This window comes from Maritimibacter fusiformis (assembly GCF_008086115.1).
GTDB classification, from domain to species: domain Bacteria; phylum Pseudomonadota; class Alphaproteobacteria; order Rhodobacterales; family Rhodobacteraceae; genus Muriiphilus; species Muriiphilus fusiformis.
Window position 1 is genome coordinate 252,425 of record NZ_VSIY01000009.1, and the last position, 15,612, is coordinate 268,036.

Here is a 15,612-nt window from a genome sequence, read left to right on the forward strand (position 1 = left end):
CCGGTCGTGCCCGTCAGGTGACCTTGAGGTTGGAAATCCGGTTGGACAGGGTGGCGAAGGACGCGTAGCCGACCGAGATTTCGTGCAGACCCGCCGTGGTCTGCAGCATCACGGTCGGAAACCCCCGCACCCCCAACTGCCGGGCAAGCTGGAACTCGCGCTGCGTGGCGGCGACGGCCTCGGGGCTGGAAAAGCTCTTTTCGAACTCTGCCGGATCGAGGCCCGTGGCGGTGCAGATATCGCGGTAAAAGCCCGGTTCCTTGGGGTCTTCGCCCTCGACATAGATCTTGCGCTGAACCGCCGCGAAAAAGGCCAGCTCCCGGTGGCTCGCGTCGGGTGCCTCGCCGAAAAGCTCTCGGGCCGTCACAACAGCGCGGCAGGCGGGTTCGGTGTCATAGGAGAACGCCGAGCGCTCCAGCAGGCGAAAGCCGAAAGGCTGGCCGGTCCGCGCCGCGATATGCGTCCATTCCTGCCTGAGAAAGTCACGAAAGGCGGCGTTCCAGGGATCTCCACCCCCGGCCCGCAACCCGCCCATCACGAGGCGAAAGCCCAACCCCTGCTCGACACAATGCGCGGCCAGGACCTCGATTTCCGGCGACATGCCCCAGCACCAGGAACACATCGGATCGCCAACGTAGTAGACCTGCGCCTGCGTGCTGGTGGCCGTCTCGTCGCGCGCGGTCTCGGCATCCGGCAGAAGGCAGGCTCCGGTCTCCGGATCACATTCCATGCTCATGGGCTTGTTCCTTCGCTGGGTTGGGTGGTGTCAAGCTGCTTTGTCAGCACCATGCCTGACTCCTGGCGGCGGCGTCTGCCCGCATTGTATCCGATCCGGCAGGCGAAAGCCCAGAGGCGGATCGCTTCACGCAAGGGCCGATCGTTATCCGTCGCGGCAGGCAACAAAGGCGGATATATATCCGGTCGACGTGGGGTCATGCTGCGAGGCGCATCGTGCGGGAAGAAAGCCGGTCTTCCGCCTTGCAAACCACACCCGAACGGCAAGGATGAGACCGAACCGGTATTGCGAAAGGCGAGTTGGCATGACAGCGCCAGAAGACCGTCGGGAATGGGACGATGTTCTCGAGTTCTGGTTTCCCGAGGGCCGCTTTTTGAGCGTCGAGGCGCAGGTTCACCACGCCCATTGGCGATGGCGGATGCAGGGCGGCGCGGATGATGAGATCATCGCGCGGTTCTCCGACCTCACCGACAGGGCGGCACAGGCCGGGCTTGAGCACTGGGCGCTGGACCCGCACGGACGCCTCGCCCTGATCATCGTTCTCGACCAGTTTTCCCGCTCGGTCTGGCGCGACGATGCGCGCGCGTTCGCGCAGGATACTCATGCGCTGTCGCTGGTGATGGATGGGCTTTCGAACGGCCACTATTCCGCGCTCGAGATGCCCTGGTTCCAGATCGTCTTCGGCCTGCCATTGGGCCATTGCGAAGGCCCCGACCATCTGCAGCGCATCGACCTGCTGATCCGCCTGCGAGAAGACATTGCCGCCAGCGCGCCCACCGCCTTGCGGGCGATCTATTCCTCGCTGGCCGACCAGGCCCGCGACGTTCGCAAGGTCATTGCCGCGTTCGGCCGGCATCCGCATCGCAATGAAATCCTGAACCGCAAATCGACCGCCGCCGAGCAAGCATACATCACCGAAGGTCAGTTCCCGCACAAGAAGGCGTTTCGGTAAGGATCTGCCCCCGGAATCCACCAAGCGCGTCGATACCCCGTCGCTGGCCGTGCTGCGCTCAGTAGTCCTTCTCGTAGAAGATGCCGATGCCGGTGTCGCCGTCCGAGGTCACCCCCCCACGCGCGGTGATGTTCGGCGTGATCGACAGGTTCAGGTTGATCTCGGATCGGCCATCCGCGCCGACGGTGACATCGGTGTAGATATTGTCGGTAATGTAGGTTCCGGCGCGCACCGCAACCTCGCCCTCGGCATCGGTTGTCACATCGAGATCATCAAGACCGAGACTGTCGCGCAAGCGACCGATCACGCCGGCCCCGCCTTTCCCGGACAAGGTGGCCACCGCCGACGCGAGGTTGAGCGCCTGGAACGCCGAAATCTGGTCGAGCCCGCGTCCGAACACCAGCCGCGCGAGGATTTCGTCCTCGGGCAGGTCGGGTGTCGAGGTGAAGGTCACGTTCGGGTCCGAGGCCAGCCCCTCCAGCGTGATGCGCACCACCACGTCGTCGGCGCGGGTTTCGGCCACCAGCCGGATGAACGGGTCAAGGCTGCCCTGAAGCGTGGCGGTGCCCTCGGTCAGTTCAAGCCGATTGCCCAGGAGATCGAGGCGCCCCCGGATCAGGTGAAAGCCGCCGTCGGTGATCATGTTCTGCGTCGTCCCGCCAAGGTGCAACACCCCGCCCATTTCCGCGTCAAGCCCGCGCCCGCGCAGGAAAACCCGGGAAGGCGCGGACAGCATGATGTCGAGCGCGTAGGATCTGCCGCCATTGCCCGATTGCCCATTGGTCAGACCGGCGCGCTGGCGCGTCACCGCCACCGCGGCTGGCGCGGCGATATGCTGCAGCCCTGGCAACCCGCCATCGACGCCGAAACCGGTTTCCGGCACGCGCAGTTCAATGGTGCCGAAGGCGATCCGGCCCGACAGGGTCGCGCCGCCGGTCAGCGGCCCCGCGATGGTGACGGTCCCGTTCGCCACCGTGTCATAGAGCGCCGGGTCCGTCAGCCCGACCGCCTCGGCGCGCACTGCGAGGTCGGCATTGTATGGCGCACTCAGCGATATCGGCCCGGTGATGGTGATCCGCCCCCCCGACGAGACGTTCGCGGCGGCGTCAATCGTTGCCTGCGCACCTGAAATGCGCGCGGTGGCCGAAATCGGTTCCAGCGCGATCCGCAAGGCGGGCACCGCGAGGCGGCCATCGTCGGTGCTGACGGTGCCCGACAATGACGCCAGCGCGAAGGGGCCGTTCAGATCGAGGTCGAACCGCGCCATGCCGGCGGCCTGTTGCGGTGCGATGAATGCGTTGGCCAACGCCAGCGGCGCGCGACCCGACAGCGCCAGCGTCGCGCGGGAAACGTCCGACGCGATCTGCCCCGAGGCGCGAACTTCGGTGCCGCCGGGGCCGGCGCCGGTTGCAGAAACCTCCCAGCCGGTGCCATTCAGCACCGCGCTGCCTTCGCCTGTGAACGCCCCCGTAAGACGCGGCACCACCAGCCCCAGATCGCGCAAGCGGGCGCGCGCATTCACGCGCTGCTCGGAGTCGGTGCTGGCGTCGGTCAGGCTGGCGGTGAGTTCCGGCGTCTCGACCACCAGCCGTTCGATGCGCAGATCGCCGTCGCCGTCACGGGCAATGGAGAAATCCGCGCGGCTCGCCCCGCCTGTCAGCCGGTCAAGGTCGCCAAGGCCGAAGCGGAGGTCTTGTCCATCCGCCAGCCCTTCGAGCGTGAAGGCGCCGCTGTCAGGCGCGAATGTCCCGCTCGCGGTCACGCTCGCCCCGCCGGAAAGCGCCCGCCCGGCAAGCCCGCCATAGGGCGCCAGACTGCCGACGCGCGCGTCGATCTCGCCGCTCATCGTGATGGGGTCGGATCGCGCCGTCACGACCACGCCGTTCAGGCGCGCCGTGGTGTCGCCCGGCGCGGTGGCGTCCAGCACCACCTGCCAGCTCTCGCCGGTTTGGTGCGCGGTTCCGTCCAGCGTGAGCGCGCCGGTCAGATCGTCGTGCAGCACTCGCGCATCGGGCACCTCGACATGCGCCTCGACCCGGCTGGCGTCGGGCGCGAGTGTCGCGGTGCCGCGCGCCGAGGCTCCTGCTGCGGCGATGGCAAAACGCTCGATCCTGGTCGCAGTCTCGTCGCGGGCGGCGGCGATGGACAAGGTGCTGGCCCCGGCGAAAGGCTGGTCGAACCACGGCTGTCCGATGGCCAGATCCTTGCCACTGCCCTCGATGGTCAGGTCGAACGGCCCGCCCGGAACCGCCATGTCGCCCGCGATCCGAAGCCGCGCGGCCCCGCCCAGCGCCTTCCCGGCAAGGCCGGAAAAGCGCGACAGATCCCGTGCGTTGACCGCAAGGTCGCCGCTGGCGACCAGATCGAGCTTGCTCCAGTCGGCGCGCAGAGTCGTCGCCCCGGCAAGGTCGTAGTCGGTTCCGGCCAGGCTGATGTCACTCAGCCGGAGCGGCGCGGATTCCTCGCGCGCGAAGTCCAGCCCACCAGCGAGCGTTGGGCCGAGGGCCGCGGCGAGATCGGCGTCGCTCGGGGCGATGCCGGTTGCGGTGAAATCGAGACGTCCGGCGATGCGCGGCACCTGGTCGTCTTCGCCCGGATAGAGCGTCCCTGCCCCGTCTATCCTGGCCGAGGCAAGCGCCAGATCATCGCGCGCGACTCCGTTGACAACCAGCGTGCCGGTCCAGCCGGCGCCGCGCGCCTTGTCGTAGTCGAACGCGACCTCGGCCCGATCCACGCGCGTTGGGGTGCCGCCCAGCGGCAGCAGCACCGGCGCGCCATCGGCGGCGGCGATGGTGCCCGACAGGCTGGCCCGCTCGATCCAGCCCTTCGGGTTGAGGCTGCCAGATCCAGCAAGCGCCAACGCCTCGGTCGCGATCTCGAAATCCTCGATATCAAGCCGCCCGTCGGGGTGCCGTTCGCCCGCAAGCGCGAGCCGCACGTCGGTGCCGAAAAAGCGGCCATACTCCCCGGCGAAGAGCGGGCTTGGGTCGCCCGCAAGGTCGGCGCGAAACCCCAGGGCGGCGTCGGTCGCGGGGGCGTCGGCGGAGAGCAAAACCTGCCCGCTCAGCCGGTCCACCCCGTCGGTGGTCAGCGCAACATCGGCGGTGAAATCTTCAAGCGGCCCATCGCCCGCAACCGTCAGCCCAAGCGGAGCGCCGCCCGGCAGGCCGGTCAGGGTCGCGACGATGCCGTCCGGCCCTTCGCTCAGGTCCAGATCCAGCGACAGCACGCGGCTTTCGTTGTTGTAGGAGCCGGCAAAGGTCAGCGCGCCCTCGGCCCCGTCGATGCGCTCCAGCACCAGCTTGGCCGCGCCCGCCCCGCCCTCAAGCTGGCCGGAGCCTTCCAGACGCACCTCGGCGGCCACGCCAAGCACCGGCTCGCCCAAGATCACGCGCGCGGCTTCGATCTTGCCGATGTCGATCGAGACCGGCAGTTCGGGCAGGGAAAACTCCGACGCGGTCGCCTGCGGTGTCGCGGGTTCTGTGACCGGACGCCGGCTGATCTCGATCTCGTTGGCCGAAAGGTTGTCAACCGCAAGACGCCCGGCCAGCAAGGCCGTGCGCGTCCAGTCAAGCTGCACCCCGCGCAGCGCAAGCCAGACCCCGTCATCATCGGCAATCGTCAGTTCTTCGATGGTTGCGCGCGAGGACAGCGCGCCTGCGAACCCGGTCACGCGAACTTCGCGCCCGGCAGACGAGAGGTTCGTTTCCAGCCAGTTCTCCAGGAAGGTCTTGTCGTCGGAGGCTTCGTCCTGCGCGCGCGTCGGCAAGGCGGCAAGCGCGATGAGGAGCATGAGAAGGGCGGCGAGGCGTTTCAAAACGATTGTCCGATTCCGACATAGAACTGGACCCCGTCGCCGCCCGACCCATAGACCGGCATGGCCACGTCGAGGCGGACCGGCCCGATCCCGGTGTCGTAGCGCAACCCGACGCCCGCGCCGACCTGAAAGCCGCCACCGGCCCCGAGAAACGCGTCCGCGCCGACATAGCCGACATCGGCAAACCCGACGAGGCCGAAGGTGTCGTTAATGCTGTAGCGAAGCTCGCCCGACGCGCCGAGGAACGAGCGGCCGCCGATGATCGTGCCGCCGCCGATATCGACACCGAGCGATTGATAGGGAAAGCCCCGAACCGTGCCGCCGCCGCCCGAGAAGAACAGGTAGTCGGGCGGCACTTCGGCGGCGTTTGCCCCGACAACGCTTCCTGCCAGCGCGCGTCCGGCGATGACGAAGTCATCGGCAAACGCACGATAGGCGCGCAGGTCTACCCAGCCGCGCGCGCCGAAGGCACCGCCGGAGAGGTCATAGAACGGCTCGAGATCCGCGCTGACATAAAAGCCGGAGGTGGCATCGAGCGGGTCGTCGCGGCGATCCCAGGTGATCGTGCCGGGCACCGAGATCAGCGAAAAATAGCGCCGTCCAAGGTCGTCGTCGGTGACGGAATAGCGGTAGGCGAGGCCGATTTCCCCGTCCAGCGTGTCGGAAAACCTCCGGTTCACCCCCGCGCCCGCGCCGCCCTGCATGGCGCGAAAGGCCGGGTCGTCGATATACTCGGCGCGTGCCGTGACATAGGCGCCGGTGTCGGTGCCAAACGCCGCCGGAATGTCCAGCCGGGCGGCGAGCGAGAAGTCCATACCCGCGAACGATCCGTCGATGTCCGACACCTCGCCGTCGATGCGCAACCGCTCGGCCCCGCCCAGAAGGTTGCGGTGCAGCCAGAACGCCGACAGCGTCAGCCCGTCGAGCGAAGAAAGCTCGGCCCCGGCACCGAAACGACGGGGCTTTTCGTCCGTCACGGCCAGGCCGATGTCCATCGTATCGCCCGGCCCCAGCGTTTCGGCTTCGGTCAGCGCGACCGAGGCAAACGCGCCGGTCCGGCGCAGACGCGCGGCGACCTCGTCCAGCGTTTTCGGCGAAAAGGTGTTGCCAGTGGGCAGGCCCGCGATGCGCGCGATCCGCGTGGCGCGCACGGCGGAGGGCGTGGTCTGGTTCAACGCGCCGAACCGCACCAACGGGCCGGGCGCGAGCGCGATCCGGGCATCGAGGGTTGCATCGCGGTGGTCGGCGATGACCGACTGACCGGCGATATCGGCTTTCGCGTATCCTGCGTCGCGCCAGCCGGAAATGCCCGCCTCCACCGCGCCCCGGATCAGGGTGCTGCGCGCGGGCATCCCCGAGCGGAACTCGGCCGCGAGGGTCGCATCGGGCGGCAGCGGCGCGACCTCGGCGGTGGCGAACCTGAACTGCGGTCCGGGGTCGATCTGAATGGCGATGCGGTCGATCCGGGTCGGGGCGGAAAACGGCGACAGGTTGGCCGCCTCGCGCCCGTCGATCAGGATGTGAATTACCCCGCCGTAATAGCCTTCGGCATAAAGCGCATCGAGCAGGCGCGCATAGTCAGCCAGCGCCGCCGCGGTCAGGTCGCGTGGGTCGGTGGTGCCGTCGTCCCTGGCCGTTCGCACCAGCGACGCGCGCTCCAGCGCGGCTTGCAGCTCTGCATCGCCGCCCTGCACGTCGAACTCGAAGCGGTCCAACGGCACCGCGGCCGCTGGCACGAGTGCAGCGGCGATCGCGAGGCTTATCAGCCTGTTGCGGGCTCCGAAAAGGGGCATTTTCCACACCGGAGGTACGTGAGAGGTCTATGAGTGAGCACTGTTTTCAACCGTTGCCCGCACCTTAACATCATTGCCGGCAGAAGCGAGCCACGCAGCACCAGATACGGCGGTGCGCCGCTGATTGTGAACCCCGGAATCGCTTTGCGCCGGATTCCGACGCCATGACCGACACGCGGACCCAAGCCGAGGCTTCGGGCGCGCCATCGCGCCCCCTGTTGGTCATGCTATTGGCGTTTCATTTGCGCCTCGGCGGAGCCCGAATGCCACTGGGCACCGCGTTCGTGAGGAACGGACACCGAATAGGTGAAACGCCGGTGGCGAAATAGTCTCCGTGCCGCACGTGTGTCCCATTTTGTCGGATCTTTGGTAACTTGGCTGGATCAGTGCCGCCGGGTCCTGCTTCAGGTCTAGACCAGATACCATTTGTTTTGGTCGAACCACCGGGTGCAGCGTCGACACTTCGACCGCACCCCAAGTCCTTCAGACTTTTTCGGTCTCGTGGAACGCGCGACGCTTGTCTGCGGGCTATGGCCTTAAAGGCATCGCGGTCGGCTGGCGTCGGTCCATGTTGCCGGAGTGTCGCCCTTCTGAATTTCCATTTATTTGCACCATGCCTTCGCGCCCGGTTCCGCCTCAATCCCGTGGACCACGAACACTTACGCGAGAAGTAGTTTGGCCAGCTGAAAACCAAAGAAAAAGGCGGTTTCGGTGATCAGGGCTTTTCGAATTAGATCAGCCAAGCTAAAGCCCATTTTCGCAGTGTGGATCGTCCACGATGGATCGAGCCGACCTCGGTCCGGTCGCTAGCCTGGCGTTAAACGCGGGCACCGTTCCCGTGGTCTCGGCATTGCAACCCGCGGGGTCAAGGCATGGAGAAGGAAAGCCAAAACCTGCGAGCGCGGCAAGCGGGCACGTCTTGCCGGTTGCGCCGTTCTCACGCTGCCTTTGCGTTCCCGGCTCGCACTGAACGATGGAAGCCACCATCTAGCTGTCGACGTGGTCGGCGCGGAGGCTATCGGTCGCCTGTGTTTCGCCTGGCGCAGATCGCGTGCGCGTGACCGTGCGATGTTTCGTCGGAGCGAGAACCGGTGGATCAGCCAACTGCCGCTACATCGATCCGCCCATTTCACCGGCTTCCGCCAGATCTGCCCCCGAACGGCCGGTTGGGGTATTCTGCCGGTGAACTGAAGGAAAAATCATGCCCGACGCCCCCCTGACCGATGGCACGCTTGTGCAAGATCTGATCTCGGCACTGCCGGCGCCGACGCTGGTGATCGACCAGGAGGAGAGAATTGTGGCCCTGAATGGTGCCGCGGACACGCTGTTGGGTCGGAACGTCGTGGGGCAGATCTTTACCGCGGCCCTTCGCCATCCTGACCTGGTTGAGGCGGTGGAGCGATGCCTGCTCGATCGGACCCCGCGCAGAACCACCTATCGGATCACCGTCAACGGAAGCGATGTCCTCTATGATGTGCACCTGCAGGCAATCGCGGACACGGGCCTGTTGCTGCTGAGCTTTCAGAACGTGACCGATCTGGCGCAGGCCGAGCGGATGCGCCGCGACTTCGTTGCCAATGTCAGCCACGAGTTGCGCACACCGCTTGCCTCCCTGATCGGGTTCATCGAGACACTGCGCGGTCCAGCACGCGAGGATGTCGACGCGCGCGACCGCTTTCTGAACATCATGGCGGACGAGGCCGGGCGCATGAACCGCCTTGTGGGCGATCTGTTGTCGCTCAGCCGGGTGGAGGCTGACGAGCGGGTGCGGCCCACCACGCGGCTCGACCTGCGCGATGTGCTGCAAACCACGGTGCAGAACCTCGACCGGTTGGCAGCAGACAGCGGCGTGACATTGCGGCCGCAACTGGGTTCGGCGCCGCTCGGTGTTCTGGGGGATGCGGATCAGATGCTGCAGGTCTTTACCAATCTGATCGAGAACGCGATCAAGTATGGCGGTGAAAACCAATACGTCGACATCACCGCCCAGACCGGTGTGCATGACCCGGTTCTGCGCGGCCCGGCCCTGCAGATCGTTGTTGCCGATCATGGCCCGGGCATCGACCCGATCCACCTGCCGCGCCTGACCGAACGGTTCTACCGCGTCGACAGCCACCGCAGCCGTGAGCTTGGCGGCACCGGTCTGGGATTGGCCATCGTGAAACATATTCTGAACCGTCATCGCGGCCGTCTGAAAGCCACCAGCCGGCCGGGTCAGGGCGCGCAATTCACTGTGATTCTGCCGCTGCTTCAGCCCGAAACGTGAGCAGAAGACCCGGAACCGGGTGTCATGAAACTGTAACGCAGCTGTCACAAAAGCGAAGCACGGGGCGTCTAAACCGGGGTCGGGACCACAGACAAGGTGGTCAGCCAACCGAACCTGACAGGAGTCACCATGTCACTTGCAGACCTCACGGTGTCCACACTGGCCATTGCAGCCCTCTCCTCCACCACAGCCGCTGCCCGGGATAATGTGCAGATCGCAGGATCTTCAACCGTGCTTCCCTATGCCTCCATCGTTGCCGAGGCGTTCGGCGAAAATTTCGGCTTTCCGACCCCGGTCGTCGAGTCGGGAGGGTCATCTGCAGGGCTCAAGCGGTTCTGTGAAGGTGTCGGCGAGCACACGATTGATATCGCGAATGCCAGCCGTGCCATCAAACCGTCCGAAATCGAGGTATGCGCCGAAAACGGCGTGACCGAGATCATCGAGGTGCGCATCGGTTTTGACGGCATCGTCCTTGCCAGCGACATCGACGGCAACAGCTTCGCGTTCACGCCTGCCGACTGGTATCTGGCGCTGGCCGCCGAACTGCCGGTTGACGGAACCATGCGCGCGAATCCCAACACCACCTGGAATGCGGTCCGCGCCGACCTTCCCGATCAGCCGATCCGGGCGTTCATTCCCGGCACCAAGCACGGCACCCGCGAAGTTTTCGAGGAAAAGATCCTGCTTCAGGGCTGCAAGGACAGTGGCGCCCTGGACGCGATCCTGCAGATGAACGGACGCGACGAAGATGCCGCCGAGGCCAGTTGCATGGCGGTGCGCACCGACGACCTGTCGGTCGATATCGATGGCGACTACACCGAAACGCTGGCCCGTATAGACGCGGATGCGAACGGCATCGGCGTGTTCGGCCTGTCGTTCTTCGAAAACAACGCCGACAAGCTCAAGGTCGCGACCGTTTCCGGCATCGCTCCCTCGACCGAGACCATCGCGAGCGGTGCTTATCCGGTGTCCCGCCCGCTCTTTTTCTACATCAAGGCGGCACATCTGGACACGATACCTGGCCTGCAGGACTATGCGGCATTCTTCGTCAGCGACGACATCGCGGGCCCGGACGGGCCGCTGGCCGACTACGGCCTGGTCTCTGACCCGGAACTCGCCGAAATCCAGGAGACGGTGGCGAACCGCACGCTGCTCGGCGGCATGTAGAAAAGGACGCCGGGTCGGCACCGGACCGGCCCGGCCCTCACCAACAGGAAAGCTGCCTTGATGTGGATTTTGGACGCGATCTTTTCGTTGCCCGTGCTTGTGGTCGGTCTGGCGATCCTCGGATACGTCGCCGCCACCGCGCGGGCGCATGCTACGGCAGGCAGCAACTTCGGCACCTTGGCAGCCCAGCCCCGCGCCCATGGAACGAATGCTTTTTTCAGCGTTCTCATCCCGGCGGTTGGCAGCTTTGCCGCCTTGTCTCTTGTCCGCTCGATCGGCCTTCGGCAAGGCGTTGAAACACTTTCGGTCCGATCCATTTTCTGGCTGGTACTGAGCGTTGCCGCAATCGGGTGCATCGACGCAATCCTGCGGTCCTCGGCCGGTTTCCGTGCCCGCGTGGCTTCCGAGGCCTGGATCAAATCGTTGCTGATCGCCGCGTCGGCCATCGCGATCCTGACGACCATCGGCATCCTGTGGTCGATGCTGTTCGAAGCGACACAGTTCTTTCGGCAGTATGACTGGCGCGATTTCCTCTTTTCCACCGACTGGGCCCCGAATTTTCGCGGCAACAGCGCACTTGGCATCCTGCCGCTTCTCTGGGGCACCCTCTACGTCAGCTTCATCGCGCTTGCCTTCGCGGTGCCGGTGGGTCTGTTTGCGGCGATCTATCTGTCGGAATACGCCGGGCAACGGATGCGAAGCGTCGCCAAACCGATGATCGAAATCCTTGCCGGAATTCCGACGATCGTCTACGGGCTGTTCGCCCTGATCACCGTGGGTCCGCTGCTGCGCGATCATTTCGCCCAACCCCTTGGGCTGGGCGACAGTGCCTCGTCGGTGATGACCGCCGGGCTGGTCATGGGCATCATGCTGATCCCGTTCGTATCCTCGCTGTCGGACGACATCATCAATTCCGTGCCGCAGGCGATGCGCGACGGCTCGCTGGCCTTGGGCGCAACCCGGTCCGAGACCATCCGCAATGTGGTCATCCCGGCCGCCCTGCCCGGCATCGTCGGGGCCATCCTGCTGGCGGCCGGCCGCGCCATCGGCGAGACCATGATCGTCGTGCTCGGGGCCGGAGCCGCCGCGCGCCTGTCGCTGAATCCCTTCGAGGCGATGACGACGATCACCGTCAAGATCGTCAGCCAACTGACCGGCGACACCGAATTTGCCAGCCCCGAAACGCTGGTCGCCTTCGCCCTCGGGCTCACCCTGTTCGTCCTGACGCTGGGTTTGAACGTGCTGGCGCTGGTGATCGTGCGGAAATACCGGGAGCACTACGAATGACCGCGCGGTCGCATTCCCTGCTGGTGCAGGATGCGCGCACCCGGCGACGCAACGCCGCCGAAGCGCGGTTTCGCGTCTATGGGCTGGGGGCGATCAGCGTTGCGGCTCTGGCGCTGGTGGTGCTGCTGTCCTCGGTTGTCTCCAGCGGGATCGGGGCCTTTCGCCAGACCTACATCACGCTGGAAATCTCATTGCCCGAGGCGAAACTGGACAAGTCCGGTACGCGCGACCCCGAGGTCATGGCGAAGGTCACGACATTCGGCTACGCCCCGCTGCTGCAGGATGCCCTGCTGCGCACAATGGAGCAGTCGGGGATCACGACATCCCTGTCCGCCGCCGATGTCGGCAAGATCATCAGCAAGGAGGCGGCCGCAACCCTGCGCGATCATGTCCTGGCCAACCCCGATCTGATCGGCGGCAGCGTCACCCTGGACGTGCTGGCCGAAGGCCGCATCGACGGGTATTTCAAAGGCCGGGTGACACTGGAAAGCGCGGCGCTGGACGCCAACACCTCGCCGGAAGCGCTGCGGATTGCCCAAGGTCTTGCGGATGCCGGCGTGATCGAGACGCGGCTCAACCGGCGGTTCCTGACGGCACCCGACGCCAGCGACCAGCGCCCGGAAGCGGCCGGCCTCGGCGTCGCGATCCTGGGGTCGCTCTACATGATGCTGGTGGTGCTGGTGCTGGCCCTGCCGATCGGGGTTGCGACTTCGATCTATCTCGAGGAGTTCGCGCCGAGGAACCGGCTTTCCGACCTGGTCGAGGTGAACATCAGCAATCTGGCCGCCGTGCCCTCGATCGTCTTCGGTATCCTGGGGCTTGCGATCTTCATCAATTTCGCCGGGCTGCGGCAGTCCTCGCCGCTGGTTGGCGGGTTGGTGCTGACGCTGATGACGCTGCCGACGATCATCATCTCGTCGCGCGCGGCGCTGAAATCGGTGCCGCCCTTGATCCGCGATGCCGCACTGGCCGTCGGGGCGAGCAGGATGCAGGCGGTGTTCCACCATGTCCTGCCACTTGCCGCCCCCGGCATCCTGACCGGTACCATCATCGGACTTGCGCAGGCTCTGGGGGAAACCGCGCCGCTGCTGCTGATCGGGATGGTGGCCTTCGTGCGCGACTATCCGGCCGCCTACACCGATGAGGCCGGGCTGTTCGCAGAGGCCGCGACGGCGCTGCCGGTGCAGGTCTTCAACTGGACCCAAAGGGCAGACCCCGGGTTCGTCGAGCGGGCCTCGGGCGCAATCATCACGCTGCTGGTGTTCCTGTTGGCCATGAACGCGGCGGCCATCCTGTTGCGCCGTCGGTTTGAACGACGCTGGTAAGAACGGAGCCGAACATGAAAGACACCCATCTCGCGGAACGCGTCGACACCATGACGCAACTGAAAATATCGGCGCGGCACGTGAATGTGCACTATGGCGAAACCCATGCCGTCAAGGATGTGAGCGTCGACATCGACGCGAATTCGGTCACCGCATTCATCGGGCCGTCGGGATGTGGGAAATCCACCTTTCTGCGCTGCCTGAACCGGATGAACGACACGATCGATACCTGCCGTGTTTCGGGCGGCATCCGCATTGATGATGAGGATATCCATGACCGCAAGGTCGATCCGGTGCAGTTGCGCGCGAAGGTCGGGATGGTGTTCCAGAAGCCCAACCCGTTTCCCAAATCGATCCACGACAATGTCGCTTACGGCCCGAAAATTCACGGTCTGGCCCGAACCAGGGCAGAGACGAGCGGCATCGTCGAGGATGCGTTGCGAAAGGCCGCACTGTGGGACGAGGTCAAGGACCGGCTCGACGCGCCGGGAACCGGGCTCTCGGGGGGGCAGCAACAGCGGCTGTGCATCGCGCGCGCCATTGCCACGGCGCCGGATGTGCTGCTGATGGACGAGCCCTGTTCGGCCCTCGACCCCGTTGCCACCGCCCAGATCGAGGAATTGATCGACGATTTGCGGCAAAGCTATTGCGTGGTGATCGTCACCCATTCGATGCAGCAGGCCGCGAGGATCAGCCGGAAAACAGCTTTTTTTCACCTTGGAAGTCTGGTGGAATTCGGTGAGACCGACCGGATATTCACCTCACCCGAAGATCCGCGGACCGAAAACTACATCACTGGAAGGATTGGGTAGATCATGCAGGAGGAACACATCTCGTCGGTCTTCGATCGCGATCTCGAAGCGGTGCAGGCGCAGATCATGAAGATGGGTGGCCTGGTGGAGGAGGCCATTCGCCTGGCTGCCAAATCACTCGAAACCCGCGACGGGGAACTGGCCCGCGATGTGCGTGAGCGTGACAGGTCGATCGACGAGCTCGAGCACCAGATCAACCAGCGCGCCGCGCGGATACTCGCCCTGCGCGCGCCAACCGCCGTTGATCTGCGCCTGATCCTGACCGTGATCAAGATCAGCGGCAACCTCGAGCGGATCGGCGACTATGCCAAGAACATGGCCAAACGCACCGGTGTGCTGTCGCAGTTGGCGCCGGTCGGTGACAGCGGGGCCTCGATCCGGCGCATGACCCGGCTGGTCGAGGCGATGCTGAAAGACGCGCTGGACGCCTATGTCCAGCGCGACGCAGCCCTGGCGGCCGATGTGATCGCGCGCGATGAAGACGTGGACCAGATATACAACGCGCTGTTTCGCGAATTGCTGACCTTCATGATGGAAGACCCGCGCAACATCACCGCCTGCATGCATCTGCACTTCATCGCCAAGAACACGGAGCGGATGGGCGATCACGTGACATCCATCGCCGAACAGGTCACCTATCTGGTAACCGGCAACCACCCCGACGAGCCGCGCCCGAAGGCCGACACCACGTCATCAGCAACCGAGGTTTGAACGATGTCCCTCATGCCGCCCAGGATCCTGCTGGTCGAGGACGAGCGCGCGCAGCGGGAGCTTCTGACCTACAATCTGGAGGCCGAAGGTTTCGAGGTGGTCAGCGCCGAGAATGGTGAAGACGCCATGATGACGATCGCAGAGGTCATGCCCGATCTGGTCATTCTGGATTGGATGATGCCTCGGATGAGCGGGATAGAAGTCTGCCGTCAACTCAAGGCCCGCTCCGACACGCGCGACATTCCGGTCATCATGCTGTCCGCGCGTTCCGAAGAGGTCGATGCGGTGCGCGGCCTGGATACCGGCGCGGATGATTACGTGATCAAGCCCTATTCCCTGCGCGAACTGATGGCCCGTGTCCGCACGCAGTTGCGGCGCACCCGTCCGGCCGCCGCAGGCATGGTCCTGACATTCGGGGACATCACCCTCGACCCCGAGCGCCATCGGGCCAGTCGGTCCGATCTGGACCTGAAGCTGGGGCCAACGGAGTTCCGGTTGCTGCTCACGCTGATGGAAAAGCCGGGTCGCGTTTTCAGCCGCGCGCAACTGCTCGATCTTGTCTGGGGCCCCGCGATATTCGTGGATGCGCGCACGGTCGACGTTCACATTGCACGGCTGCGCAAGGCACTGGCGCAACATGGTGGCCCGGACCCGATCCGCACCGTGCGTGGCACCGGCTACGCGCTTGGGTGACGCGGGCGCCGTGGCGGATGCCTTCTGCAAGCACGGCGTCTTTCTCGAAACCG

General features: G+C 65.3%; 11 protein-coding genes. 8 read left to right on the plus strand and 3 right to left on the minus strand.

Translation table 11 applies throughout. From position 1 onward, the window contains the following. Positions 1-13: 13 nt before the first annotated feature. Positions 14-736 carry a DsbA family protein gene (locus FVF75_RS11820; RefSeq protein ID WP_222861224.1) on the minus strand — a complete coding sequence of 241 codons (723 nt, stop codon included), beginning with the start codon at positions 734-736 and terminating at the stop codon, positions 14-16. 304 nt (positions 737-1,040) lie between these two features. On the opposite strand from FVF75_RS11820, the gene FVF75_RS11825 reads away from it, so the two are divergent. Beyond that, entirely contained in the window at positions 1,041-1,688 is a 648-nt protein-coding gene (locus tag FVF75_RS11825) for a DUF924 family protein (protein ID WP_148378182.1), read from the plus strand. Positions 1,689-1,746: 58 nt separating this feature from the next. Here the strand turns inward: FVF75_RS11825 and FVF75_RS11830 are convergent, their stop codons facing one another. Together FVF75_RS11830 and FVF75_RS11835 are read right to left on the minus strand one after the other, a co-directional pair. Beyond that, positions 1,747-5,481, minus strand: a complete 3,735-nt coding sequence (locus tag FVF75_RS11830) for a translocation/assembly module TamB domain-containing protein (RefSeq protein ID WP_148378183.1) — start codon at positions 5,479-5,481, stop codon at positions 1,747-1,749. A gap of 20 nt (positions 5,482-5,501) precedes the next feature. Further along, on the minus strand, positions 5,502-7,226 hold the full coding sequence (locus FVF75_RS11835) for an autotransporter assembly complex protein TamA (protein WP_246138069.1): 1,725 nt from the start codon (positions 7,224-7,226) through the stop codon (positions 5,502-5,504). A gap of 1,273 nt (positions 7,227-8,499) precedes the next feature. Between FVF75_RS11835 and FVF75_RS11840 the strand changes: the two genes are divergently transcribed. The 7 genes from FVF75_RS11840 (at position 8,500) to phoB (ending at position 15,559) form a co-directional block, all read left to right on the plus strand. After that, a complete protein-coding gene (locus FVF75_RS11840; protein WP_148378185.1) occupies positions 8,500-9,564 on the plus strand; it encodes an ATP-binding protein in 1,065 nt (354 codons plus the stop codon). A gap of 129 nt (positions 9,565-9,693) precedes the next feature. Beyond that, complete coding sequence (locus tag FVF75_RS11845; protein WP_148378186.1) at positions 9,694-10,731, plus strand: substrate-binding domain-containing protein; 1,038 nt, start codon at positions 9,694-9,696, stop codon at positions 10,729-10,731. A 60-nt stretch (positions 10,732-10,791) separates the two neighbouring features. Then, the gene (pstC, locus tag FVF75_RS11850) at positions 10,792-12,018 is read left to right on the plus strand and encodes a phosphate ABC transporter permease subunit PstC (protein ID WP_148378187.1); all 1,227 of its coding nucleotides are present in this window, start codon (positions 10,792-10,794) and stop codon (positions 12,016-12,018) included. Further along, a complete protein-coding gene (gene pstA, locus FVF75_RS11855) occupies positions 12,015-13,343 on the plus strand; it encodes a phosphate ABC transporter permease PstA (protein WP_148378188.1) in 1,329 nt (442 codons plus the stop codon). The genes pstC and pstA overlap by 4 nt, the downstream gene beginning before the upstream one ends. A 50-nt stretch (positions 13,344-13,393) precedes the next feature. Then, positions 13,394-14,155, plus strand: coding sequence for a phosphate ABC transporter ATP-binding protein PstB (gene pstB / locus FVF75_RS11860; RefSeq protein ID WP_217353182.1), 762 nt, complete (start codon positions 13,394-13,396; stop codon positions 14,153-14,155). Positions 14,156-14,158: 3 nt separating this feature from the next. Next, positions 14,159-14,866 (plus strand): phosphate signaling complex protein PhoU, encoded by a 708-nt coding sequence (gene phoU / locus FVF75_RS11865; RefSeq protein WP_148378190.1) that lies wholly within the window; start codon positions 14,159-14,161, stop codon positions 14,864-14,866. A 3-nt stretch (positions 14,867-14,869) separates the two neighbouring features. After that, the gene (gene phoB, locus FVF75_RS11870) at positions 14,870-15,559 is read left to right on the plus strand and encodes a phosphate regulon transcriptional regulator PhoB (protein WP_148378191.1); all 690 of its coding nucleotides are present in this window, start codon (positions 14,870-14,872) and stop codon (positions 15,557-15,559) included. Positions 15,560-15,612: the final 53 nt, after the last annotated feature.

Excerpts from the sequence above, each read along its gene's own strand:
- pstC (WP_148378187.1), top strand. The coding sequence starts at position 10,792 with ATGTGGATTTTGGACGCGATCTTTTCGTTGCCCGTGCTTGTGGTCGGT.
- FVF75_RS11840 (WP_148378185.1), top strand. The coding sequence starts at position 8,500 with ATGCCCGACGCCCCCCTGACCGATGGCACGCTTGTGCAAGATCTGATC.
- FVF75_RS11830 (WP_148378183.1), bottom strand. The coding sequence starts at position 5,481 with ATGCTCCTCATCGCGCTTGCCGCCTTGCCGACGCGCGCGCAGGACGAA.
- FVF75_RS11845 (WP_148378186.1), top strand. The coding sequence starts at position 9,694 with ATGTCACTTGCAGACCTCACGGTGTCCACACTGGCCATTGCAGCCCTC.
- FVF75_RS11825 (WP_148378182.1), top strand. The coding sequence starts at position 1,041 with ATGACAGCGCCAGAAGACCGTCGGGAATGGGACGATGTTCTCGAGTTC.
- phoB (WP_148378191.1), top strand. The coding sequence starts at position 14,870 with ATGTCCCTCATGCCGCCCAGGATCCTGCTGGTCGAGGACGAGCGCGCG.
- phoU (WP_148378190.1), top strand. The coding sequence starts at position 14,159 with ATGCAGGAGGAACACATCTCGTCGGTCTTCGATCGCGATCTCGAAGCG.
- FVF75_RS11820 (WP_222861224.1), bottom strand. The coding sequence starts at position 736 with ATGAGCATGGAATGTGATCCGGAGACCGGAGCCTGCCTTCTGCCGGAT.
- pstA (WP_148378188.1), top strand. The coding sequence starts at position 12,015 with ATGACCGCGCGGTCGCATTCCCTGCTGGTGCAGGATGCGCGCACCCGG.
- pstB (WP_217353182.1), top strand. The coding sequence starts at position 13,394 with ATGACGCAACTGAAAATATCGGCGCGGCACGTGAATGTGCACTATGGC.